At 45.3% G+C, this 23,620-nt stretch carries 24 protein-coding genes; 5 read left to right on the forward strand and 19 right to left on the reverse strand.

The annotated features are described in order from the left end of the window. Positions 1 to 128 precede the first annotated feature (128 nt). From M1D71_RS20520 to M1D71_RS20530, 3 genes are all read right to left on the reverse strand, one after another. Positions 129 to 503: a DUF3397 domain-containing protein gene (locus M1D71_RS20520; protein ID WP_458123435.1), complete on the reverse strand. Its 375-nt coding sequence runs from the start codon at positions 501 to 503 to the stop codon at positions 129 to 131. Positions 504 to 520: 17 nt separating this feature from the next. Next, positions 521 to 1,465 (reverse strand): ketopantoate reductase family protein, encoded by a 945-nt coding sequence (locus M1D71_RS20525; RefSeq protein ID WP_458123436.1) that lies wholly within the window; start codon positions 1,463 to 1,465, stop codon positions 521 to 523. A 151-nt stretch (positions 1,466 to 1,616) separates the two neighbouring features. Then, positions 1,617 to 2,267, reverse strand: coding sequence for an RsfA family transcriptional regulator (locus tag M1D71_RS20530; RefSeq protein WP_458123437.1), 651 nt, complete (start codon positions 2,265 to 2,267; stop codon positions 1,617 to 1,619). 315 nt (positions 2,268 to 2,582) lie between these two features. Here M1D71_RS20530 and M1D71_RS20535 point away from each other — a divergent pair, with 315 nt between their 5' ends. Together M1D71_RS20535 and M1D71_RS20540 are read left to right on the forward strand one after the other, a co-directional pair. Then, positions 2,583 to 2,819, forward strand: coding sequence for a DUF2626 domain-containing protein (locus tag M1D71_RS20535; protein WP_076332330.1), 237 nt, complete (start codon positions 2,583 to 2,585; stop codon positions 2,817 to 2,819). A 183-nt stretch (positions 2,820 to 3,002) separates the two neighbouring features. Continuing rightward, a complete protein-coding gene (locus M1D71_RS20540; RefSeq protein ID WP_458123438.1) occupies positions 3,003 to 4,082 on the forward strand; it encodes a hypothetical protein in 1,080 nt (359 codons plus the stop codon). 2 nt (positions 4,083 to 4,084) lie between these two features. Here M1D71_RS20540 and M1D71_RS20545 read toward each other — a convergent pair whose 3' ends face one another. Then, positions 4,085 to 5,353 carry an extracellular solute-binding protein gene (locus M1D71_RS20545; RefSeq protein ID WP_458123439.1) on the reverse strand — a complete coding sequence of 423 codons (1,269 nt, stop codon included), beginning with the start codon at positions 5,351 to 5,353 and terminating at the stop codon, positions 4,085 to 4,087. A 221-nt stretch (positions 5,354 to 5,574) separates the two neighbouring features. Further along, positions 5,575 to 6,909, reverse strand: coding sequence for a PhoH family protein (locus M1D71_RS20550; protein ID WP_458123440.1), 1,335 nt, complete (start codon positions 6,907 to 6,909; stop codon positions 5,575 to 5,577). A 241-nt stretch (positions 6,910 to 7,150) separates the two neighbouring features. Between M1D71_RS20550 and M1D71_RS20555 the strand changes: the two genes are divergently transcribed. Next, on the forward strand, positions 7,151 to 7,846 hold the full coding sequence (locus M1D71_RS20555) for a YhcN/YlaJ family sporulation lipoprotein (RefSeq protein ID WP_458123441.1): 696 nt from the start codon (positions 7,151 to 7,153) through the stop codon (positions 7,844 to 7,846). A 7-nt stretch (positions 7,847 to 7,853) separates the two neighbouring features. Here the strand turns inward: M1D71_RS20555 and M1D71_RS20560 are convergent, their stop codons facing one another. The 6 genes from M1D71_RS20560 to M1D71_RS20585 all read right to left on the reverse strand — a co-directional run bounded on the left by M1D71_RS20560 (position 7,854) and on the right by M1D71_RS20585 (position 13,662). Continuing rightward, entirely contained in the window at positions 7,854 to 8,306 is a 453-nt protein-coding gene (locus M1D71_RS20560; protein WP_458123442.1) for a pyridoxamine 5'-phosphate oxidase family protein, read from the reverse strand. A 98-nt stretch (positions 8,307 to 8,404) separates the two neighbouring features. Next, positions 8,405 to 9,466, reverse strand: coding sequence for an LCP family protein (locus M1D71_RS20565; RefSeq protein ID WP_458123443.1), 1,062 nt, complete (start codon positions 9,464 to 9,466; stop codon positions 8,405 to 8,407). 90 nt (positions 9,467 to 9,556) lie between these two features. Continuing rightward, complete coding sequence (locus M1D71_RS20570; protein ID WP_047843765.1) at positions 9,557 to 9,853, reverse strand: YlaH-like family protein; 297 nt, start codon at positions 9,851 to 9,853, stop codon at positions 9,557 to 9,559. 336 nt (positions 9,854 to 10,189) lie between these two features. Further along, complete coding sequence (gene typA, locus M1D71_RS20575) at positions 10,190 to 12,034, reverse strand: translational GTPase TypA (protein WP_458123444.1); 1,845 nt, start codon at positions 12,032 to 12,034, stop codon at positions 10,190 to 10,192. Between the two features lie 176 nt (positions 12,035 to 12,210). Next, positions 12,211 to 12,705, reverse strand: coding sequence for a hypothetical protein (locus M1D71_RS20580; protein ID WP_458123445.1), 495 nt, complete (start codon positions 12,703 to 12,705; stop codon positions 12,211 to 12,213). Positions 12,706 to 13,002: 297 nt separating this feature from the next. Further along, positions 13,003 to 13,662 (reverse strand): TerC family protein, encoded by a 660-nt coding sequence (locus tag M1D71_RS20585; protein WP_458123446.1) that lies wholly within the window; start codon positions 13,660 to 13,662, stop codon positions 13,003 to 13,005. An 88-nt stretch (positions 13,663 to 13,750) separates the two neighbouring features. Between M1D71_RS20585 and M1D71_RS20590 the strand changes: the two genes are divergently transcribed. Next, a complete protein-coding gene (locus tag M1D71_RS20590) occupies positions 13,751 to 14,461 on the forward strand; it encodes a TerC family protein (RefSeq protein WP_062835479.1) in 711 nt (236 codons plus the stop codon). Between the two features lie 120 nt (positions 14,462 to 14,581). On the opposite strand, the gene thiI is transcribed toward M1D71_RS20590, so the two are convergent. The 6 genes from thiI to M1D71_RS20620 form a co-directional block, all read right to left on the reverse strand. Continuing rightward, positions 14,582 to 15,823 carry a tRNA uracil 4-sulfurtransferase ThiI gene (gene thiI, locus M1D71_RS20595; RefSeq protein WP_458127316.1) on the reverse strand — a complete coding sequence of 414 codons (1,242 nt, stop codon included), beginning with the start codon at positions 15,821 to 15,823 and terminating at the stop codon, positions 14,582 to 14,584. Between the two features lie 6 nt (positions 15,824 to 15,829). Continuing rightward, entirely contained in the window at positions 15,830 to 16,978 is a 1,149-nt protein-coding gene (locus M1D71_RS20600; RefSeq protein ID WP_458123447.1) for a cysteine desulfurase family protein, read from the reverse strand. Positions 16,979 to 17,149: 171 nt separating this feature from the next. Beyond that, on the reverse strand, positions 17,150 to 17,902 hold the full coding sequence (locus tag M1D71_RS20605; protein ID WP_458123448.1) for a lytic transglycosylase domain-containing protein: 753 nt from the start codon (positions 17,900 to 17,902) through the stop codon (positions 17,150 to 17,152). A 188-nt stretch (positions 17,903 to 18,090) separates the two neighbouring features. After that, complete coding sequence (locus M1D71_RS20610) at positions 18,091 to 18,504, reverse strand: hypothetical protein (protein WP_458123449.1); 414 nt, start codon at positions 18,502 to 18,504, stop codon at positions 18,091 to 18,093. Between the two features lie 36 nt (positions 18,505 to 18,540). Continuing rightward, complete coding sequence (locus tag M1D71_RS20615) at positions 18,541 to 18,759, reverse strand: DUF1540 domain-containing protein (RefSeq protein ID WP_076211597.1); 219 nt, start codon at positions 18,757 to 18,759, stop codon at positions 18,541 to 18,543. Positions 18,760 to 18,926: 167 nt separating this feature from the next. After that, positions 18,927 to 19,433: a YpuI family protein gene (locus tag M1D71_RS20620; protein WP_145323225.1), complete on the reverse strand. Its 507-nt coding sequence runs from the start codon at positions 19,431 to 19,433 to the stop codon at positions 18,927 to 18,929. A 282-nt stretch (positions 19,434 to 19,715) separates the two neighbouring features. On the opposite strand from M1D71_RS20620, the gene M1D71_RS20625 reads away from it, so the two are divergent. Next, positions 19,716 to 21,590: a S8 family peptidase gene (locus M1D71_RS20625; RefSeq protein ID WP_458123450.1), complete on the forward strand. Its 1,875-nt coding sequence runs from the start codon at positions 19,716 to 19,718 to the stop codon at positions 21,588 to 21,590. Positions 21,591 to 21,690: 100 nt separating this feature from the next. Here the strand turns inward: M1D71_RS20625 and M1D71_RS20630 are convergent, their stop codons facing one another. Both M1D71_RS20630 and pdxR read right to left on the reverse strand, forming a co-directional pair. After that, positions 21,691 to 21,948 (reverse strand): hypothetical protein, encoded by a 258-nt coding sequence (locus tag M1D71_RS20630; RefSeq protein WP_458123451.1) that lies wholly within the window; start codon positions 21,946 to 21,948, stop codon positions 21,691 to 21,693. A gap of 86 nt (positions 21,949 to 22,034) precedes the next feature. Beyond that, the gene (pdxR, locus tag M1D71_RS20635; RefSeq protein WP_458123452.1) at positions 22,035 to 23,555 is read right to left on the reverse strand and encodes a MocR-like pyridoxine biosynthesis transcription factor PdxR; all 1,521 of its coding nucleotides are present in this window, start codon (positions 23,553 to 23,555) and stop codon (positions 22,035 to 22,037) included. Between the last annotated feature and the right edge of the window lie 65 nt (positions 23,556 to 23,620).

Genomic DNA, 23,620 nt, shown 5'->3' on the forward strand with positions numbered 1-23,620 from the left:
TGGTTTATATGTTTATAGATTATACAACCACCGGTCAAAAAAATCTACATTACTTTTTCAGAAAGTAATGTTTTTTTCAGTTTTCGACAAAATCGACACATTTTTTAGCCCTTTTGCGTTATGTATCCTCACATCTGTTGCATGAAGTATCTAAATAATCCAAATAAAGTAAACAAAATATACCCGAAACTCATAATGATGAAGGCCATGCGCCAAACGGCCCGGAACATTCTACCCCCATTGACCCTCCCCTTTAGTCGATTTTGTGCCCCTCCGATGAATCCAAGTGCTAGTAGTATGAGTAATAGTGTCAGATAAAAACCAAAATTCGAGTCAAATGTTAAGTTGAATAACGCCGAAACTGAAAATACAAGAAAAAAGGTCGTTACATCCATTGCCATCCGCAATGCTGTGCGTTTGTCTTTTTTCCACCCGTACATGCCCCAATATACAAGAAAGAACGGAAAAAAGGGTAGTATACTTAACACAATAAATAATCCCATTAACTCACTCCTTCCGGTTACATTCCTTCAATCAGATCAAGCAGTATTTTATGTGTAGGTGCAGCAAGGCCTGACTTTTGTGCCATCCTTACGATATGTCCGTTGATGGATCCGACTTCTGTACCACGTCCTTGAAGAACATCTGCAAGCATAGAGGACGTATTCGAGGCTGTGGAACGACAGACACCGATCAGTTGCTCCCACATATCCTGATCTAGGTATATTCCACTTGCGGAGTAGATCACCAATGTTTCATCATATAACTGGCGCATAAACCGCTTGCGTTCTTCCTTGATGATTAATTCACCGTTGGGAATACGCCATAATGCCGTAAGCGGGTTTATGACCGCGTTGATCAACAGTTTCCTGTATATCAGCTTATCGATTTCATTCGACACTGTACAGTCAAATCCTGCCTGCTGCATAAGTCTCGATAGAGTAAATGTTTTTTCCATCTCTATAGATGTAGAAGCTTCCATATATATGTTTCGTTTTCCCAGTCTGGTTTCACCACCTGTGCCTGCACGAGTCACCTGGTACTCGGTACGCTTTGCCCCCTCTGTGGTAATCGCGCTACATATAAATGAATGCGGCAAAGTAGCTTCTAGTTTCTCCAGATGGCCCATCCCATTTTGAAAACACGCGATGTTCAGAACCTGATCTTTCAATAGACCAACCTCATGAAGGAAATCGTCAATGCTTGTCTGCTTAACCATTAGCAATAACCATTCTCCAGGCGTGCGCTCCAATGCGTCAGACAACTCATTGATCGGTTTTGCCTGTATCTGATCCGGTTGAATATGTATCTTCCTATCTTGTTCCACGATAGTTACTCCATTACGGTTTAGTAGGTCTGCCTGAGCAGTTGTTCGGGTCCAAAATCGAATCTGATTACCCGCCGCGAGCAGTTTCCCGCCATACAAAAGACCCAGTGACCCTGCTCCTACGATGTCAATGATCATATGAATTCACTCCTCTCGGCTTCAGTAGTTATTCTCATTTTATCTATCATAGAACAAAAAGACCAAACTAAAAACCCGTCATACCTGCCGTTATGTAACGGAGGTGTGGCGGGTTCATATCTGACTTTCGCAAATCAAACTCCTGTTCTTACTATTCAATCCGTTCTAGGTTCCCGTTGGCATCCATCTTGAAGCGCGTTTTGAGTTCCTCTTCTTCTTCGGACAAAAATGCGAGTCTGCGAGCCCGATCCATAATCTGAATCAAAGCCTTGTAATCGTCATTCACCACACGGTAATCCGTCTGTACTTCGTTCACTTCCTTGGAGAGACGGTCATTCTCGCAGCGCAGTTCAAGCAATTCATCTTCTTTCTCTCGAAGCTCCTTTTCCAGCATCTTAAGTTGACGACTGCTCTCCTGCACTGTTCCTTTCCATTGTCGCAGGAAGCGAATTACTGCATCCATAGATAATGAATCGTCCGAGATCCCATCTGATTTGTACAGATGTTCTTCGGTATCCATTGTAGACAGAGCTGCAACCTGCGGTCCCAGCATAGCCGGCTGCTTTCTGAGATAACTACGTTTTTGCCGTTGTGCCTTGGCATTACTGATGGCAGACTCATACTTTTTACGCACACAACTGTTCCAGCGAAAACCGCATGCGGCAGAAGTTCTGCCTATTTTTTCGCCCACCTCTTCAAAAGCGGCCAGTTGTGTACTGCCTTCCCGAATATGACGCAAAGTAACCTCAGCCAATATCAAATCGTCCTCTGTACTCCAAGCATCCTGTCTCACTGCAGTCATGCTATAATACCCTCCTAACAACATCCTAAAATAACCGTCCGCATTACCGGAAACCCGGTATGTGAATTAGGTATAAAAGCTGCTTCATTCATTCTTATGCCTCTCATAGAGTTCATAGAATTGATTTCATACTAAAATGTATTTCCACATTTAGGCTTGTTCATACGTAACTTCTGTAAAACTACTCCCGTTATACTTGCTTTGGGACTAAAAAAGAATTCGCTTTCATACCCAAATTTGTTTACACGTTTTTCCTTTCCCGGTATAATGTTGTGTAGACAATCTATGATCGTACTTAGGAGAGGAGGATTTACCGTGGCACGCATGTTTCGGGTACTCGGGTTCTTCACGCTTGCGATTGGCCTGATGGCTTTTGCGGGAGATCTGGTCGAAATGGCTTTGCTTTTTTTCCTGCAGACTGCGTTTTTTGTCATTTTGGGATACTTGAAATTCACTGAACGGACGTACATATTGCTCTTCTGGGGTTATATGATCGTGACCTTCACGGGGTTCAGCTACTGGACCGTATTCCAAATGGGGTTGCCGCTCTAATCCACCTGCAACATCAAAGTGATCCGGCATCAGTCGGATTGCTTTTTTGTTGTTTTCAGATTACACGTTTGTTCGTGGTGTTATGTAACCACTAAGGATATTTCACGTATTTGTTTCATATATTGTCTGAAAGACTACAAGCCTGTACTATTATCATTTAGGGAATGGAAAGGAGAATGATCGGTGAAACGTCAATACGGCATTGCCGCCTTTTTATTATGCATCATTTTATTCACACAGCTACCTTCTACCTATGCCTATGGAGAGTCCTCACCCGAGGATACACGTGAAATATTGCAAAAAAGTCTATCCATCGTCGAAATCGATCATGAAATCGAACGCATCGCAGACAGGCAAAAACAGCTGGCTCAACAATACGAGACATTATCCGTCCAGCTTCAGGAACAGGAACAACAGATACATATTCAGCAAGATCGGGCCGGTGCTGTGGTGAGGTCCTACTACACGGGAGAACGTGACAATCTCCTCATGACGGTCCTGGGAGCCAGGTCATTTAAAGACCTGTTTGTACTGTATGATTATTACCAGATCATTATTGGACGGGATCAGGCTGTGCTGGACAAATATCAGGACCGTTATCGCAACCTGCAGCAGACTTCCACTCAGATTCGTCAAACTACATCAGAATTATCTGAAATGAAGACTGATCTCCAAAACCAGCGGGAACGTGTAGTCGCCTTGCAAAAGGAAGTTGATGCCCAAATAGCCACCAGCGGAGATGCGGCAGCGATTCAAAAACTGATGGATGAACTGACCCTATATTGGGAGAACATCGGCATCTATGAGGTGAAACGATATTTCAAAGCATTGGCATCTGCCATGCAGAACCTGCCCGATTTTATTCAAGAGCAGAATGGGGGCATATCCACGACCGGAACAACGTATACGATTCGAATTGGTCAGGATGAGCTTAATGCATTTTTACGTTCCCAGAATTCCATCTTTGAAGACTTTGCCTTTCAATTCAACCAGGACAAGATCACAGCTTCAGGTCAGCGAGATCAATTGCAATTAAGTATTGAAGGACATTATACGGTAGAAAATGAGCCTCAAAACTCTATTCGTTTTCATGTGGACAAACTTGTATTCAATCAGCTTGAATTACCCGACACCACTCGCCGAATGCTGGAAAGAGAGTTCGACCTCGGATTCTATCCACAGAAAATCTTGTCCTTCGTCAAAGCCACCGATGTTTCATCAAGTGAAGGCGTACTGGAAGTAAAACTCGCCATATCATTTTAAGGTTAGTTTGTCGTTCTGATACTATCTACGTATTGATTAGCAGTAATCTCTCCCTTTAAGAACTGTTGCACTTTTTTATGAAAACGGATAATCAAAGCACGGCTTTCAGGCGTTACAGCTGGGACATCTTCGGTTAAAAACCAGGATTGTCCTTTGGTCAAGTCATAATGTCCCGCGAGTTTCTCAGATTCCACATCCAGTTCCTGTTGCTTTGCGGGCAACCGATTAGTCTGTTGGTACCATTTCAACTGTGTACCAGCAGCTGTCATGCCTTCAATCCATCTACTTGCTTCCTCAGCCTCAACCGAACCCGCGGTAATTACAAGGCTTCTCGAGTTTACAGGTTCCAACGTTTCGATAGAAATACGCTCTATGGAATCTTTATCAACTGTACTCGCTTGTTCTGCATTTAATAATAGAGATAACAATGATACAATCATCGGTGTTACTTTCTGGTCAGCAGATGAAGAGAAACCCGGATTGGCAGACTGGCCCATGATATGCGGTTGAATCTGATTCATTAACTCAATTCCTTGTTGGAGATCCCCCGTTTGCGAAGAAATCTGCGCTCCCTTAACTTGATCCGGTGCCATCCCCGGTTCCAAATGATGCAACCACCCACTCGTTCCGTACACATCGTTCATGTTCATTGCAATTAAATATATTCCTTCCGCAATGGCCTGTTGAGTTAGTTTAACCCACTGATCTTTACTATGAGGTAACGTCTGAAGACCCGCCTTTTTCAGAAATGAAGATTGTGCCGCTAGAATGTATGGGTCAAAATCAAAGGGCATGCCCCACTGATAACCATTCCACTCTGTCATTCCACGTAACCCAGCAACCGTCTCTCCAAGCGACTTCGATAATGTCGTGCCGTTCAACGGATACAGATGCCCTTTTCGGGCATAGTATTGCACTTCCTCACTATCAAGCAGAACAACATCCCCGTTCTCCCCTAGCGAAAATTCAAGATCAAGAACACGTTTATATGTATCCGGCTTCTCATTCCGAAGATTGATCTCTACCAGCTGAGAAGCAGCAACTTCCTTTGCTATCTTTTGAAAGGCTTCAAACTCTTCATCCGACATGGCGACTACAATCTCCAGTGGAGCTTGAGCATTCTCATTACGGGATGAAGAACCAGGAAAGGTATCCTTTTCCTGATCACGTTCCTGATTAAGCTGTGAACCTCTGAAGTCAAAACTCGGAGACAGGATCGTTAACGAAAGCAGCAATACCGCGAATAAAACAACCTGATGTCTACGCTTCATTAACTTCCCTCCCTGCTCACCTCGTTTTTTCCTGCAGCAATTATTGTAACAAATAAGTAGTGCTCTTGTCCTACCCTGCCAAAAAACACTTTTCCGGCTTTTTGCATATTAAGAGCATATCGAGTTCTGTGCAATAACGCTTTCTCATTTTTTCAGCAAAAAGCCGGCTCCAAGAGCCGGCTTCCAAGGTAACATTTTCCGGGAAATAAATAACCTGAATTTTACAACAAATCAGCTGCAAGCTGTGCCAGCTTGGAGCGTTCTCCTTTTTCGAGCATGATGTGTCCGCTGATCCCCTCTTGTTTAAACCGTTCCACGATATACGTGAGGCCGTTACTTGCGGAATCGAGATACGGATGGTCTATCTGCTCAGGGTCTCCCATCAAAATAATTTTACTGCCTTCACCGACCCTTGATACAATCGTCTTCACTTCATGGCGGGACAGGTTCTGAGCTTCATCAATAATGATAAACTGTCCAGGTATCGATCTTCCACGAATATATGTTAGAGCCTCCACCTGAATACTGCCAAGCCCCATTAGAATTTTATCGATATCTCCTGATTTTTTGGTATCAAACAAGAACTCCAGATTATCATAAATCGGTTGCATCCATGGACGGAGCTTCTCTTCTTTCTCACCAGGCAAGTAACCGATATCTTTCCCCATCGGAACGACAGGACGAGCAATCAACAGTTTTTTGTATTTATGATCATCCTCTACCTTAAGCAGACCTGCTGCAAGCGCCAGCAAGGTTTTCCCTGTTCCAGCTTTACCGGTAATCGTAACCAGCGGGATGTCATCATTTAAAAGCAGCTCCAGTGCCATACGTTGTTGCGCATTACGAGCGCTAATGCCCCAGACATTATCATTACTGAGGAAAAGCGGTTCAAGCTTCGTTCCCTCTGTATTTACTTTCAGCAAAGCCGATTTATTGGTTCCCATCTCATCCTTGAGAATGACAAATTCATTCGGGTAGAGCGAATATGACAACTGTAACGGTTTGATCGGTAAAAAACGATATGTGTAAAACTCATCAATCACTGACGGATGAACTTTTAGAGCCGTATAGCCTGGATATAACTCACTGAGTCCTGCCGTCCGATCTGATAAGTAATCCTGTGTGAACAGACCAAGCACATCCGCTTTGATACGCACAAGTACATCTTTACTGACAAGCACCACCTGACATTCAACAATCTCTTTCTCGTTTTCCTCAATCTGATAATTCAGCGCGACAGCCAAAATCCGATTATCATTGGACACCTCACCAAACATTTCCTGAACTTTCACGAAACTCCGATGATTCAGCTCTACTTTCAGATTACCTCCATTAGCCAAAGGCACCCCACTGTGCAGGTGACCCAGCTCACGTAATCCATCCAACAGTCTGGATACATTGCGGGCGTTACGCCCAATTTCATCGGCATTTCTTTTTTTGGAGTCGATTTCCTCCAGTACAACCGCGGGAATGATTACCTCATGTTCCTCAAAGGCAAATATGGCATTGGGGTCATGCAGAAGCACGTTGGTATCCAATACAAAAATCTTTTTCATTCAATCCCCTCCAAAGCGGCGTCGTTAAAGGCATGGGCTGGAACGTAAAACTCGGGAATGTCGGATTAATCCTTGTATTATCCTGGAAGGAAGCCCGTTTCCCTTTATTCCCGAGTTCATTTTGATTGTATGATCTTATCAGCAGCGGCATGGACAATCATGCTCCCATACATAAATGTATTCGACTAGGACAAAATAATTGTCAACCATTCTGAAAAACTCCAAGAAAGGATGAACATTTATGAAAAATTGGGTTTGCACGTTGCTTCTAATCTTCTTAATTACCGGTTGTAACAACACTTCACGAAGTGCTTCACAAGAACCGCATACGTCACATCCCAGAAGTTACGGAGGCAATATTGAAACACGAGAAAATCAACAGAATGGGACCCAACCGATCTATACACAGGACGATCGAATGAACCCTTCACGTCTGGACCGTTTCAATGAAAATACAGGCGAAGTCCATGACATGGACATTGTTGAAGATGATCAAAGTGGACGAATGTCAAATGAAAAACGGATTAATCACCTGAAAGCCCTTGCCAAGCAAGTGGAAGGTGTTGAAGATGCGAACTGCGTTATACTGGGAAATACTGCCGTAGTTGGCATAGATGTTGATGGTGAACTTGAACGTGCCCGGGTGGGTACGATTAAGTACTCTGTTGCCGAAGCGCTTCGCAAAGATCCCGAAGGTGTAGATTCTATTGTTACTGCCGATGCCGATGTTACTGAACGAATTAAAGAAATTGGTGAACATATTCGTCAAGGACACCCGATATCCGGTTTTGCTTCAGAACTCGCTGACATGGTGGGAAGAATTATTCCCCAACTTCCGAAAGACGTCAAAGTCCGTCAAAATCCGGATGAACACGTGGATCAAGAACAACAAATGCCGCAGCGTTCAAATGACAAAAGACAACAAAAAGCCCAGTGATCTCTCACTAGGCTTTTTTCATGGCAGCAAAAACCTGCTCATCTAATTTCTCAGCAGCACGCTGATCATATATTTTGACATATTGAGGCACAGAGGACAGTTGAGCGCCGTAAAACAGAGCATTCCTCACTGCTTCAATCGTGATGTCGAAACAGCACATATTAAATGGAACATCCTGCAGCGGATCTTGTCGTACCGTCGCACGTCCGTTCACTGCGTACACCGTCTCTTCTCCAAAGACAGTAACCGTAATGATCGGATTAGTGAGCATGTTGTTCACCAAGCGTGAACGATGATCGATCGCCACACGAAAAGTAGAAGCATTCTCCGCATAGATCCAGGAGATGGCTGTTGAAGTCGGACCTCCGGATTCTGCATCCACGGTGCTCAGAAGCACAAAGGTCTCATTCTTGAATTGCTGTAAAAGAGATTCAGTTAATTGTGTGACGGCTTCGGACATTCAACCAGCCCCCTAAACTTCTTTATGCAATTCTTAAACTTGGTTTATGTTATTATAGCATACCGATTAACGTGCTTCCAATCCCAAAAGAATGGAGGTTATTCACCTGAAGGTGAAGTTGTTACTTTACCAGAAAGTGTATCTTGTAAAGCCTGCTTCGCATTGGCCAGTTCCGTCTCATTAATATACACATATGGGCTTCTCCACTCTCCGGTAACCGGAGTATAATGCACATCTGAGGTAGAGATATTCCAATACGTCGAGATAAAGTTTTTCATTTGTTCCGATTCCACATCTGTCGTCATGTTATCGTCAACTGCACCAATTACTTTGCTAATCTTCGTAATGCCACCAAGGGATTTCATCTGATCCAACATGGAATTCAGCACTTGGTTTTGACGTTTGTTCCGATCAAAGTCGTTGGACTCATCTGTCTTTGGATTACAATTGGATTTGCGGTAACGAACAAAATCCAGTGCCTCTTTACCATCGAGATGTTGTGCGCCTGCGACCAGATTGATATCGGTACCGTCGGCTGTATCTCTGTAACACATATTTTTATCCACAGTCACATCTACGCCACCTACGGCATTGACAGCATCACGGAATGCCTGGAAATTCAGGACGGTGGTGTAATTAATATCTACATCCAAATACTTGCCCATCATTTCTTTCATCTGATCCTCTGCATTTTTGCCAGTAGTCTTTTCCTGTGCCTTGAACCTCGGATAATAGGAGTTCAGCTTGTTAGATTTATACCCATCCAGTTGAATACGCGTGTCTCGGGGCAAAGATACAATCGTTGCCGTCTTGGTCTCCGGATTCAACGAAGCCACCATAACGACATCCGAGAGATGCGTGCCAGTTTCCGGACGGTTATCTGTACCAAGCAACAGCATCGTGATCGGTTTTGTTGTGGCTGACATCCCCGGAGGTACCGGTTTGTCGATGCCTGTTTCCACGACTTGATTGTATACCCAATACGCATATCCGCCGCCTACCACAATGGCAATTACCAATAGACTTAAAAAGATTCTACCAAACGCATTCATTCTCTTTTTCTTCTTAGGCTGCTTACCCTTGCCATTCTTCGACCCAGAAGCGCCGGATTGCGTCGGTGCCTGTCTCCGTGGAGGCAGTCCGTTCGAATTCGAGTTCATATCTTCAACACCTTTATCACATCTGTTTTTGTCTAAATAAAAGACAACCGCTTTCCCTAAGGAAAACGGATGGTCTGTACAAGACAGGATTTATGAGTTTCGAGCGGCAGCTTCCGCTTTTTTCTTTTGACGACCTTCAATAAAATAGCGCACTCTCACTAACAACATCAAACCGACTGCCACCAACAAACATTGAATGATGGGAAGCTTGTCGATCTGAAAAATAAGAAGCATGAATGTGCCCATCGCCATCAATATATAGAGAACGATTTCCTTACCAAGCGGTAATTTCTGACGTACCCGAAACACCTTGTTATATACGTAAGTAATCAATACAAAGATGACGATGTAGGCTACGATCGGGTTTGACGCAAACCATGCTTGCATGCACAGCCAGCTCCTTTCGTTATCATGCTAGGATATAAGTTAACTGGTTGATGGAATTCCCTCTAGTACTTAGAGCCAATACGTGCATCGTGACCGTTTCGGTCTCAGCTCGTTCTTCTGATCGCTGTTATCCCCAGATTTTTTTGATCCATTTCTCTATGGAAAAATCCGGGGATAAGCGTATGCTTCCGATGTAGCTTTCTTTCAGAAAGCTTTCAGGCGAACGCTTCGCTCCTACAGAATCGATTCCGATCCCTTCACTACTTCCACTGTGCATAACATCGTTAACTTCTGTGTTCCATCAAACGTTAACTTATATAGATTATTTTGTTGTTATTAGGATTTTGAAGCCATTTTGCGTTGTTTCTCTGCACGTTCACGCTCGGATTTATTCAGGATCTTCTTACGAAGACGAATAGATTTCGGTGTAATCTCACAATATTCATCGTCATTCAGATATTCAAGCGCCTGTTCCAACGAGAAGATAATCGGAGTTTTAATTTTAACCGTATCATCTTTACCTGAAGAACGAACGTTAGTCAGTTGTTTTTCTTTGCAGATGTTGACAACGATATCATTGTCTCGTGTATGCTCACCAACGATCATACCTTCGTAAATTTCTGTTCCAGGCTCAAGGAAGAGCGTACCACGATCCTCAACGCCCATCATTCCATAGAACGTAGATGTACCAGTTTCAGTTGAGATCAGTACACCTTGGTGACGTCCACCCACTTGACCGGACACTACCGGAGCGTAGCTGTCAAATGCATGGTTCATAACACCGTAACCACGAGTCAATGTCAGGAAATTTGTGCTATATCCGATCAAACCACGTGCTGGAATCAGGAACTCCAGACGAACTTGACCACTACCTGTGTTGACCATGTTAACCATCTCTGCTTTACGTGCGCCCAGGCTCTCCATTACGGAACCCATGCTCTCTTCAGGGATATCAATCAACAAGCGCTCAATAGGCTCTGTTTTCTTACCATCAACTTCTTTAATGATAACTTCTGGTTTGGATACTTGAAGCTCATATCCTTCACGACGCATATTTTCAATCAGGATACCCAAGTGAAGCTCACCACGTCCGGAAACGATAAATGCATCTGGGCTCTCTGTTTCGTCAACACGAAGAGAAACGTCTGTTTCCAACTCTTTGAACAAACGTTCACGAAGTTTACGGGAAGTTACCCATTTACCTTCACGACCTGCGAATGGACTGTTGTTCACGAGGAACGTCATTTGCAGTGTAGGCTCATCAATTTTCAAAACTGGAAGTGCTTCTGGATTGTTCGGATCAGCGATGGTTTCACCAATGTTGATGTCCTTGATTCCTGCAATCGCAACGATGTCGCCTGCTCCTGCTTCTTCTGTCTCAACACGCTTGAGACCTTGGAAACCAAACAGTTTTTCGATACGTGCAGTTTTGCTCTTACCATCACGCATAATAACCGTTACCGATTGTCCTTGACGGATCACACCGCGGTTAACACGACCAATGGCAATACGGCCAAGGTATTCATTGTAGTCCATCAAAGTAACGAGGAATTGAAGTGGCTCTTCAACATTCTCTGTTGGGTGAGGGATATGACTAACGATCGTATTGTAGATCGCCATCATGTTGTCATCCTGTTTCGCAGGATCATTATCCATGCTGGATGTTCCGTTCAATGCGGAAGCATATACAACAGGGAATTCAAGTTGTTGATCGTTGGCACCCAGTTCAATGAACAGGTCCAGTACTTCATCAATAACCTCAGTCGGACGAGCCGCTGGACGGTCAATTTTGTTTACAACAACGATTGGTGTCAGGTTGTGCTCCAGTGCTTTACGAAGTACGAACTTCGTTTGTGGCATACAGCCTTCATATGCATCAACAACGAGCAATACGCCGTCAACCATTTTCATGATACGTTCCACTTCACCACCGAAGTCGGCGTGTCCTGGTGTATCCACAATGTTGATCAGGTAATCTTTATAAGTTATAGCCGTGTTTTTGGCCAAAATCGTAATACCGCGTTCACGCTCCAAATCGTTGGAGTCCATTGCGCGCTCCTGTACCGTTTCGTGATCACGGAAAGTACCGGATTGCTGGAGCAACTTGTCGACGAGCGTAGTTTTCCCGTGGTCGACGTGGGCAATAATCGCAATATTGCGAATGTGTTCTCTTGAATGCATGGTTTGTATCCATATCCTTTCCAATTTCAATTCTTATCTACTAAACTTCCCGCAATTTCGCAGGTTACTCACAAAATAAGCGTCGGTGATATCCCGACGCATGTCTATATCCCTTATATTATAGTTTATTATAGGTAAAAATCAAGATATTTCGCATGAAAAGACCACTGGGAATGTTACCAGCCCCTCCCTTGACGCCCTCGACCAAGCAATAACCAGGCTCCGCCCAAGATCAAAAGGACAGCCAGCACATAGATTATTCCCGCTTGAAGCAGGGTGAATCCGAATAATATGATGGACACCGCACCAAGGATCAAAGCCGCAGGTAATACAAATTCCGGTCTTCTCCGCTCTGCCATTGCATATTCCAGTAAACCTATGGCGATCCCCAGCAAGAATGCTGGCCACAGCCTGCTCATAAGTCCTGCACCCCATGTATTCGTTATACTGAATAAAACACCATACACCGTTAGTATGCCGGCAGGAACAAGTGACCACGATGGTGAAATACGCGCATAATATAACGCATGAAGGGCGATGCCTGGTAGCAGGATCAACAAAGGCCAGAAATTACGACCAATGAACCCAAACACCCCAAACTTGCCAAGCAGAATAATAATCCCCGCAGCTACAATAAATAATCCAATCGCTTTTTCATTTCTCATCCTCATCTGCAATCACCTCTTATACCATTGGCTATGTACTTTTTTCTTATAAACGATGCACATTCCATGATGACTGTTGGTCCCCTACCCTGTAATCCTGCTTCTAGTGTATCCGATGTTTCGGCAAAAAACTATACTTTATGTCGTACTTTGCTTGCTCCCTTTACCTGTATTACCCTAAAATCTGCAACTTATGACTAGCCCAATGAGAACTGCATCGTCAAGCGTATTTCTCTCTACACAAAACCGCCTAAACCGGATGGTTCAGACGGCCCTTTGTCCAAGCAATTTCCCGAAATCAAACTATGCGTTCTTCCGCACAAATTTATGTGCGCCTCCAATCGCGACCACAAGGCAAGCCATTGCTGTGGGTAGTAGCGTGTGCACCTCTGATGCCATTCCTCCCAGCCATTCTCCCAACTTTGGATCTTTCATAACCATCTCACCTGCTGTGAAGGCCAGAATGCCTGAGCCGACGAACACCAGAATTGGAAATCGCTTCAACAAACCAACGATTAGACCGCTCCCCCATACGACAATAGGGATGCTGATCGCAATCCCGATCACGATCAAAGCCAGATCTCCATCCGCCAATGCTGCTATGGCCAAGACATTATCCAGACTCATTACAAAATCGGCAATCAGAATCGTTTGAATGGCTTTCCAGGTCGTCGAAGCCTCTCGAATATGTACTTCATCATCATTTTGAAGCAGCAGCTTCACTGCAATCCAGAGTAGCAGCAGCCCACCTGCCGCCTGAATAAATGGAATGCCCAGCAATAATACCGCTACGAAGGTTAATACGCAGCGTAGTAGTACCGCACCAAATGCCCCCCACCATACCGCCTTTTTACGTTGTATTGGTGGCAGATCCTTGCTGGCAAGCGCAATCACAACCGCATTATCTCCACTTAATACCAGATTGATCATTAAAATTTCAGTTAACAGCCATAGTGTATCCATGTCCTCATCCCCCCCACATTAACTTGTATGTGAGAGTTGTCCATGCTATTCTTAATGATTGAACCGTATATAAGGAGTGACATATCATATGGAGCTATTTAGTCCCACATTCTGGCTGGCTTTGTTGAACGTTGTCTTTATTGATCTCATTCTGGCTGGAGACAATGCTATCGTCATTGGCCTGGCAGCTCGAAATTTGCACCCTTCCGTGCAGAAAAAGGCGATTTTATACGGAACTGGCGGTGCACTTCTGATTCGGATTTTGGCAACAGTTGTCGTGTTATGGTTGCTTAAGGTGCCTTGGCTCTTGCTTGTAGGGGGCATACTTCTGATCTGGATTGCTTATAAATTATTGGCGGATCAGGGGGATGAACACAATGATATTCAGGCGGGTACTTCCTTGTGGACCGCTATTCGTACCATTGTGATCGCGGATGCAGCCATGGGATTAGATAACGTGATTGCAGTCGCTGGAGCTGCGCAGCAGCATCTCGTGCTTGTTATTCTTGGACTCTTGATCAGCGTACCGATCATCGTCTGGGGTAGTACCCTGTTTATCAAGCTCATCAATCATTTCCCTTGGATCATCTATGTCGGGGCCATCGTTCTCGGGTATACGGCTTCCAATATGATCACTGAGGAGCAGCGACTCTTGCCTTACTTTACTGAACATCCGGCATTGCGGATTCTCTTCATTGTTGTGGTTATTGCAGGTGTAGTCTTTGCAGGTTATCGCAAACGCTCCAGCAGCTCCAGCAACAAGGGATCTGGCGGGGAACAGCAGCGTTCCTATTCATAACTTAATCTAATCTATATGTGTGCTGAATACAGCAAAGGACTGAACGATATTACATCGTTCAGTCCTTTTTTGCAGTTAACATAGCCCTTATTATTTAAGCCATGCTAATTTTTATTGAGTTTAGAACCAATCATCTTTCAACCCATTATCACCTGTCTGATTCGATACCACGGAAGTTTCACCGGCATGCAGTGTGATCGTTTCTGTCTGCTCTACCGCCTGATCCAGCCACTCCGGCAATAAACTCATTGTCGATTCAATTTTATCCACAATCCGAAGATTCGGATTGGTTGAAGGCGACTTTGGCACGAAGAGAGTACAGCAATCCTCATATGGCAAAATGGAAATGTCATACGTTCCGATCTGTTTGGACAGCGTGATAATCTCCTGTTTATCCATCATAACCAGTGGGCGCAACAGCGGCAGATCCGTCGCACGACCAATGACATTCATACTTGGAAGAGTCTGACTCGCTACTTGACCCAGGCTATCTCCTGTAATCAGTGCAAGTGCACGCTCACGCTCGGCAAGTTTGGATGCAATTCGCAGCATTGAACGTCTCATCAGGGTAATAATCAGGTTATCCTGACCCAGTTGGGTAAATGCCGTTTGGATCTCTGTGAATGGAACCAGATGCAGTTTGATAGTTCCTGCGTGATCGGCAAGTGCACGTGCTAGATCAATGACCTTTTCTTTTGCACGCTGACTTGTGAACGGATAACTATAGAAATGCACACATTCCACTTCCAGTCCTCGACGCATGGAAGACCATGCTGCAACCGGGCTGTCTATGCCGCCAGACAACAGTACCATCGCTTTTCCATTGGTACCAAGAGGGAACCCACCTACTGCGGGAATGGTTTCATTGAAAATATACGTTCCCTGTTCGCGGATTTCCACTCTCAGTTCAATATCAGGTTGCCGAACATCAACACTCAATTGCTGAAACTTCCGAAGGATCGGGGAACCAACCAGATGATTCATTTCATGTGAAGAGTTCGGGAACGCCTTCCATACCCGCCTTACATTGACCTTGAATGTGGTGCCTTCCTTGAATTCGTCTTCCCTTTCATCCATAAACGCAACTGCCGTTTTCACAATCTCATCAAGCTCCGAAGGGGTAACTTTAACCGGACTAATCGACATCACGCCAAATACCCGCTTCAGTACAGTAATTAGCTCAGTATGTGATTCACCGCCAAGATCCACATAGACACGGCCATATTCTTTGCGAAGGCTCGCTCCAGGGTAAGGTTTAAGTAAGGCTTTCACCTGTGTAATAATCGTTTTTTCAAATCGGGCACGATTCTTTCCCTTTAACATAAATTCTCCGAAACGGAGAAGCAGCATATCATAATTCATATCCATTCACATCCGCCTTTCGAGGGGTCGCAACTGCGCCACCATCTGATGTAAAGCCCGCTCAAGCAAGGCCACATCTTCTTCTGTATGTTCATCTCCAAGACTAATACGCAATCCCCCAGCAGCACAAGTTGCCTCTCTGCCCATCGCAAGCAGAGCCCGACTCGGTTCAGCCGAACGCGAAGAACAGGCCGATTGGGTGGATATCGTTACGCCCAGTTGCTCCAAGGTGTGCAGCGCCACTTCTGCCTTCATCCCGGGATAGGAGAAGTGCACAATATGAGGCGCACCCTCTTGGCGACTGTTCAATTCAAATTCAGGAATGGCACGTATCGTATTCATCAATCGATCACGAAGTCCCGTTGTACGCCTTGCAAAATCAACCTGATCTTCTGCTGCCATTCGCATGGCCTTTGCCATACCTACCAGTACGGCCACATTCTCCGTGCCTGCCCGTAGGCCATGCTCCTGTGATCCACCTGACAATAATGGCGTAAGCTCCACTCCACTTCGCACATACAGGAGGCCTGCTCCCTTCGGTCCACGGATCTTGTGAGCAGACAGACTGTACAGATCTGCCCCCCAAGCGGCAGGTGCTGCTTCCATTTTTCCAAACCCTTGCACACCATCCACATGAAAAAGCACGCGTGGTGCTTTCTTTTTGAGCTGTTTGCCGATCTCTCCAATCGGATGAATGGCCCCTGTTTCATTGTTTACATGCATCAGACTCACAAGCACCGTTTCGGGCCTGAGCGCGTCTACAACCTGCTGAGCATTAACCACACCATCGGAATTGACAGGAATTAGCGTCACGTCCCATCCCCACTGTTGCAATTGCATAAAACTTTCATACACCGAGGCATGCTCGGTAGCTGTTGTGATGATGTGTCTGCCTCGTGACTGGTAACGTAATGCCGCACCTTTTATCGCGAGATTATTACTCTCGGTCGCACCGGAAGTAAATACAATCTCTTCAGGCTTAACGCCTATTGCCGTAGCACATCCGGATCGAGCACGACGCAACAATTGATCTGCACGCTCTCCATACCCATGAATGGAGGACGGATTTCCGAATTGTGTCTCCATAATTTCGGCCATCGTACGAATCACATCGGGATGGGGAGGTGTGGTTGCAGCATAATCAAAATATTTCAAATGAGGTTAAACCTCCCTTATCTCTTCGTTCATGAATCTACAGTGAGCATTGTAACACGATACCCATACAACACAAAAAGACCAACCGGGAACAGGCGTTTCAAGCGCTACTGCTCCCCCATTTGATCTTGTCCTGCAATGATGTGTTATCGCAAAGGTCTTTCTGTGAGTTTAGATCACATATTTCAACTGCGCCTTCTCTACTTTGGAGATATAATTCTGAGTTTCTGAAGGCAGACGGTTAAGTACACTCATCAATTCGCTATCACTCGACACACCCAGACGTGAAACACGACCCGGTCCTGCATTATATGCAGCAAGTGCCATCTTCACTTCTCCACCGAAACGCTGGAGCTGAAGGGAGAGATATTTAGTACCCGCATCAATGTTCTGGGCAGGATCAAATGAATTACTCACACCCAGCCCTGCAGCCGTGCCATCCATTAATTGCATAAGACCCTTGGCACCTGCGGAGGACACCACATTCGGGTTAAAATTGGATTCTGTATCAATGACGGCTTTGATCAACGATTCAGGAACACCATACTTGGCGCTTGCCTCCGCAATTATGGATTCATAATCCGTAGGTACAGATGCACCGGAATCCACCATGCCTGTATTGGATAAAGATAATAAAGACTCAACGATGTTATTGGAGACAGAGGACGACCCTGCCGTATTCATATCCGGATTGTACGTGCTTCCAAGTTGCAGCCACAAAAGACCATCACTGGATCTTTTGGAGATCGTTTCGGTTGAACCGGTCATGTTCGTCGAATTGGAACCCGTGCCTAACAGCCCGTCCATCATATTGGCAAAATCCACTGTTGAACCAGCATCTGGGGCTGATCCATTGGTCTGGTTATTCACATTGGACAATTGCAGTTCCAACAACTGCCGCGATCCGCGTGGATCAATCTGCATGCGTTATATCCACTCCCGTATAATTAAGCGTATTATGACCTTATTCTACATCGTTTTACAGCAAGGTTCCATTGTTTTCAAAAAAATATATGAATCTGACCACTTATGCTTCGCATATACGAAAAAAACCTTCTGTAATTCACCACTTTGGGGTGAGAACAGAAGGCTTTTGATGAATACTTTACACTTTAGCGAGCGAATGGAATCATGAAAAAATAACTTAGCGTGGCTACAACACCCAATCCAATGGACCAAGCTCCCGCTGTTTTCCGACCATTTACATATGCATAGTAACCCAGTACGGCTGCCGCCGGTCCAAGTACGATTGACCACATGAATAAGGACGCGATCCCGAAGGCAAGCCCCATATATCCCGCGACTTTGCCTGTTGACTCCATAACACGGTCTGCCTCATGTTTCTCAGGTACCTGTTCTGTGCGCTCGGTGCCTCCAGTTCTTACCACAGTCGGAGGAGCGACCTCTGCCCCATATTCTTCCCGATGTGTTTTTCTTGGATAATCGACACGCATACGCTGTTTTTCACCTTCTACATTGGTTTCAGGGCGATCTTTAAAATTAAACTTATTATCGTCATTTTTCATTTGGAAGCACCTCCGTTATGAAATAGGGATGACTGCTCACTTGGGTTTGAACGTGTGACAGCATGTTGCAGAGGATGTACGTGCATGATCATGGTGATCTGAGTCAAATGTTTCACCGGCAAATTCTTCATGCAGACGACGGGTGGCATGTTGGTCAATGTCAATCATGATGGCATCAGCTTGGCAGAAGTTGTTTTCTCCCCAAAAGTTGCAGTTGGAGACGCTGCATTTGACAATAGGTTTGTCTTGGCTCATTTTTTTATCACCTCGAGTACTATTGTCTCCCCGCCACAAAACCGATATTCCCCGTCGAAATGCCAGATGATGACATGATCTCGTCCTGGTCTGATTCTTATATAAAGACACAAAAAAACCGCCACAAGGGCGGTTTTGTCCAATTTCATATCAGGTTTTAACAGGAATTAGGCGTGATTACGCTGATTCTGCATACGGCGCTGAGTCAGGTAGTCACTTTCATAATATGCCAGATCATCGCGCAATTCTTCGTACGTTTTGGAAACCTCAAGAATGACATCCCGTACCGAACGGATTGGCTTGTCACGGAAACGAATGGCATCTTGTCCCGTATAAGCATATCTTCCGTCTTCAGAATAACATTCATTTTTAGGATAGAAAAAGCTGTTTACGCATTGGTGATACGTATTATAAAGAGCCTTTTCGGCAAAATCGACATCAAAGTTGGCACGACGCAGCACAACGCCAAGTTTTTCGTAAGAAACTTCAGAAAAAACGAGCAAATGACGGAGATCTGAAAGAAATCCTTTGTAGAAGGCTGTTGATTCTTCCGTCTGATTCTGATCCAGTTCAGGCAAGGCATTTTCATTCAAAAATTTTTCGATCCGATCGATAGCCGGTTTTAACTTTTCCCTAGTTGACTCACATGTTTTCTGTACATTGGCTGCTGACATAAAGGTAGCTCCCCCTTAAATAAGTCCTTACATATAGGTCGGCCAACGGTGGTTTTCCCCTGACCTTTGAATTCTCAGCTATAATCCTACCATAAAAAGATGACGAGCGGTATCCCTTAATCATGCTTTCCGTTTCTACCATCAAACATGCCTATTATACGCAGTTAGACTCGAACTCGCCTGCATAAAAATATCCGCTTATCCTAACGATAGATACAACCAGTGACAATGATGAAGCACTGTTGATGATTGTCCAAAATGAACGAAGGAGGTTCCACCCCCATGTCCAGACCGAAATGGATTAACTGGGCCATAGCAGCTGGTGCGGGAGCACTCGCCCTGACTCTGCTGCTTCCAACATCCAATCGTCCCGAACCTAAGCCAAGCGCCCTTTCCGACTCTGCTCATGAAGAGCACACGAACAAACAGCGACTGAAAGTACAGGATGTCAAAGCAACAGATCTTCTGACCCGCATGGATGCCAAACAACACCTCAGTATCATGCTGGAGAAAACCTCCACCATGAATACTTCGCAGCTTAATCAATACATGAATGATCTCCAAAGTTCGCATAAACATATTAGATCCATTCATCTCATGGATACCAACGGTTCATTCAACAAGCCATTTGATCAGGCATCCAAGCAAGGTAGCAAGCTGGAGCAACAGAAGCTTGAACATGCTTTGAACCTCGCCAAAAAAGCGGTAAACAAACGTCAAAGCTTCGAATCCTCTTCTTTCCCCTTGGGAAAAGAGAAATATTTTGTGATGGGGCAACCTGCGAAAGATGGTAAAAGAGCTGTGATCGCCTTGTTCAGTCAGAACGTATTGAATGCTGTTGAACAACACCAGCGCAAAAATCTGCGCATGATCCCATATCCACGTGAAGGTAAGTTCAAAATTGAGTCCGTTCACCCGGATACCCTTAACGAAATCACGGTTAAAACAGGGCACGATAATGCCAATGCCAGTCATTTTTACGAAAATGAAATTGTTATCCGTTTTCGGCAAGATCCTGGTGACCGGGATATGCGTATCATTAAATCTGATCTAAGAGCGAAGTCTGCGCGTAAGCTGGGATACACGTATGTTTTCCGGTCAGAACACATGAATTACAAGCAATTGCATAGCTATTTCGAAAGCAAATGGAATCCACTCTATATGGAACCCCACTACATGTATTTAACCAATGATACTGTAACTGAACAAACAGATGTAACGATACCCAACGATATTTTGTTCTCCGATTATCAGTGGAACCTGCCTGCAATCGAAACGAATCGCGGCTGGAATATTACCAAGGGGAACAAGGATGTTATCGTTGCAGTGGTCGACACAGGGGTTGATTTGAATCACCCTGATCTGAAAGGCAAGCTCCTGAAGGGATATAATGTGGTCGATCCGGGAAGCCAGCCACTGGATGATGTGGGACATGGCACACACGTTGCCGGCATTATCGGCGCTATTGTTAACAATAATGAAGGCGTGGCAGGCATGAGCTGGTATAACAAGGTACTTCCCGTTAAAGTACTGGACAACTCGGGTTCAGGCACCACGTATGCCGTTGCTGAAGGTATCATTTGGGCAGCTGATCATGGAGCCAAAGTCATCAATATGAGTCTTGGCAATTATGCCGATGCCCAATTTCTTCATGACGCCATTAAATACGCTTTTGACCGGGATATCGTCTTGATTGCAGCTACAGGGAACGATAATACCGAGCGTCCAGGATACCCTGCTGCCTACCCGGAGGTATTTGCCGTGTCCGCTACAGACCCGGATATGAGCAAAGCTTCCTATTCCAATTACGGGGATTATGTGGATGTGATGGCCCCAGGGTCCAGTATCGCAAGTACGTATCCGGACAATCAGTATGCAGCTTTGTCTGGTACATCCATGGCTAGCCCGCATGTAGCAGCACTTGCAGGATTGATTCGTTCCTTGAACCCGGACTTAACCAACACGGAAGTGATGGATCTAATGCGCCAAAGTGTCATTGACCTCGGTGATCCGGGTCACGATAAGTATTTCGGTTATGGACAAATCGATGTCTATAAAGCACTGCAAGCCGCATCAGGCAACAGCGCTCCTTTGCAGTTTTGGCCCCAGCATGTCAGAAAACAAATGGATAATACGATGAAAAAGTATACGCAGTAAGCGTAATGACGCTACTCTGTAAAAAATACAAAAGCAGCTGCGCCCCGGGGCGTACGCTGCTCTTTGGTTTAAATCCAATTCCCCGGGGCACCCGCTGCGATTAGCGTTTGCGAGAAGTTGTGCGGGCCTTGCTTGATTTTTTCACGGATTTCTTCTTCGCATTGTGACTGGATACATAGCAAGGATCTTCTTCTTTGACAACAACTGGGTACATGTGGTGGTGAATTGGAACGCAGTGATGTTTTTTGATAACTTCAATCGGGTGAATTACAGGCACGATTTGTGGGATGTAGTAATCCTCAACAACCTGGATCGGGTCACAGACAATCGGGCAAAGCGGTGGACAGTAATGGTTCATTTCAAAACCAACTCCCTTTCTGGTGATACTATAACCTATTGCAGCAGGTCGAAAGTGGATTGGATGTATGTCCATAGTCCGAAAAATTATATGAGCGGTAGCCTGTCCGCCACTGCCCCGCCTTCCTGAGGTGTAACCTTGTCAATGACATCGCACAATACGCGCAATCCTTCACACAAAAGCTCAACGTTCGTCACGGTGAAGCAAATGCGCAGACTTGATGTATCCGTCTCACCCACATAACAGGCGGAACCCGGCAGGAATGACACCCCGGCGGCAAGTGACTGACGATGAAGTTCACGCATATCCAAGTTATCCTGTAGTTGAAGCCACAGATTGAGTCCCCCATCCGGCAAACGCCAGTGCATCCCCATAGGAGCATGCTCTTTCAGTACTTCAGCTGCTGCGCATAAGCGAGAATACAGTTCATCCCTCAAGCGGGATACATACACTCCGTACTGATTCTGAATAAAGGATTGCAATGCCTTCTGTGTAAGGAGCGGGCTCCCCAAATCCGCCGTAGACTTCGCAGCTACAAGTCGGGTCAATACACTTCCGTCTGCAATAGCGCAAGCTATACGGCAACCAGGAGATAACACCTTGCTGAAGCTTTTGATGTACACAACGTGGCCCGTCCCATCCATCGATTTAATGGAAGCCGGGGGAGGGGCACGGAAATAAAGATCTGCAAACGGGTCATCCTCCAGAATGAGGCAGTGGTAACTTTGCGCGAGATTCAAGAGCTGTGCTCGTCTTCTTGCACTCATCGTAATGCCTGTTGGGTTATGATAGGTCGGGATTGTATAGATCAACTTGGGAGGATATGTATCACATAACCGGGTTAACAGATCAATACGCATACCTTCGTCGTCCATCGGGACCGTAATGATCTTCGCACCTCTACTGGTAAACACATCAATGGCTCCGGTATAGCTTGGAGCCTCCATATACACTACATCCCCAGGTCCAACAAAAGTCCGTGCGACAAGATCAATTCCTTGTTGGGCTCCACTTGTAATCAGCATGCGTTCAGGTGTCACCTGTAGTCCACGCTCAGCAAAATGTTCCGCAAAGGTCTGTCTGAGTTCCCGATCTCCCTGAAAAGATCCATACGCCGCCATACGTTCTGCATGATCCGAGGAAAGGCGGTAGGCACTATCGATAATCTCGCGTGTAGGCAAGAGTTCAGGCTGGATCGCTGACATATGAAGTTCAACCCGTACTTGAGGTGACGTATCAAAATGTCTCCAGAGTTGTGCTCTTGGTAAATAATCCACCAGTGCCATCTGCCAATTCCAAGGCGTACTGGATTCACTATTACCATTCATCCGCTGCGTCCTTTCCATCTCCTCCGTCTGATCGGTGTGCAACACGCCTCTTACATAGCAACCTTTACCCTGGGAGCAAGTGATCAATTGAATTGCCTCGAGTTCAGCATAGGCTTTCGATACGGTGACCAGGCTTACACCCAGATCGGCGGTCATTTTACGAACAGAAGGAAGTCGGGTTCCGGGTTCAATGAGTCCTGATCTGATGCGATCGGCAATCGTTAGCGCTATCTGCACGTACAATTTGGTACTGCTTCCCCGCTTTAATTCAATATGCATACGTGCTCCCCCCAACTGTTATGATCTTCATTTTACTGTTATAGTGCAGTCCGTCTAAAATAGTT

Source organism: Paenibacillus sp. Z3-2, from assembly GCF_054161325.1.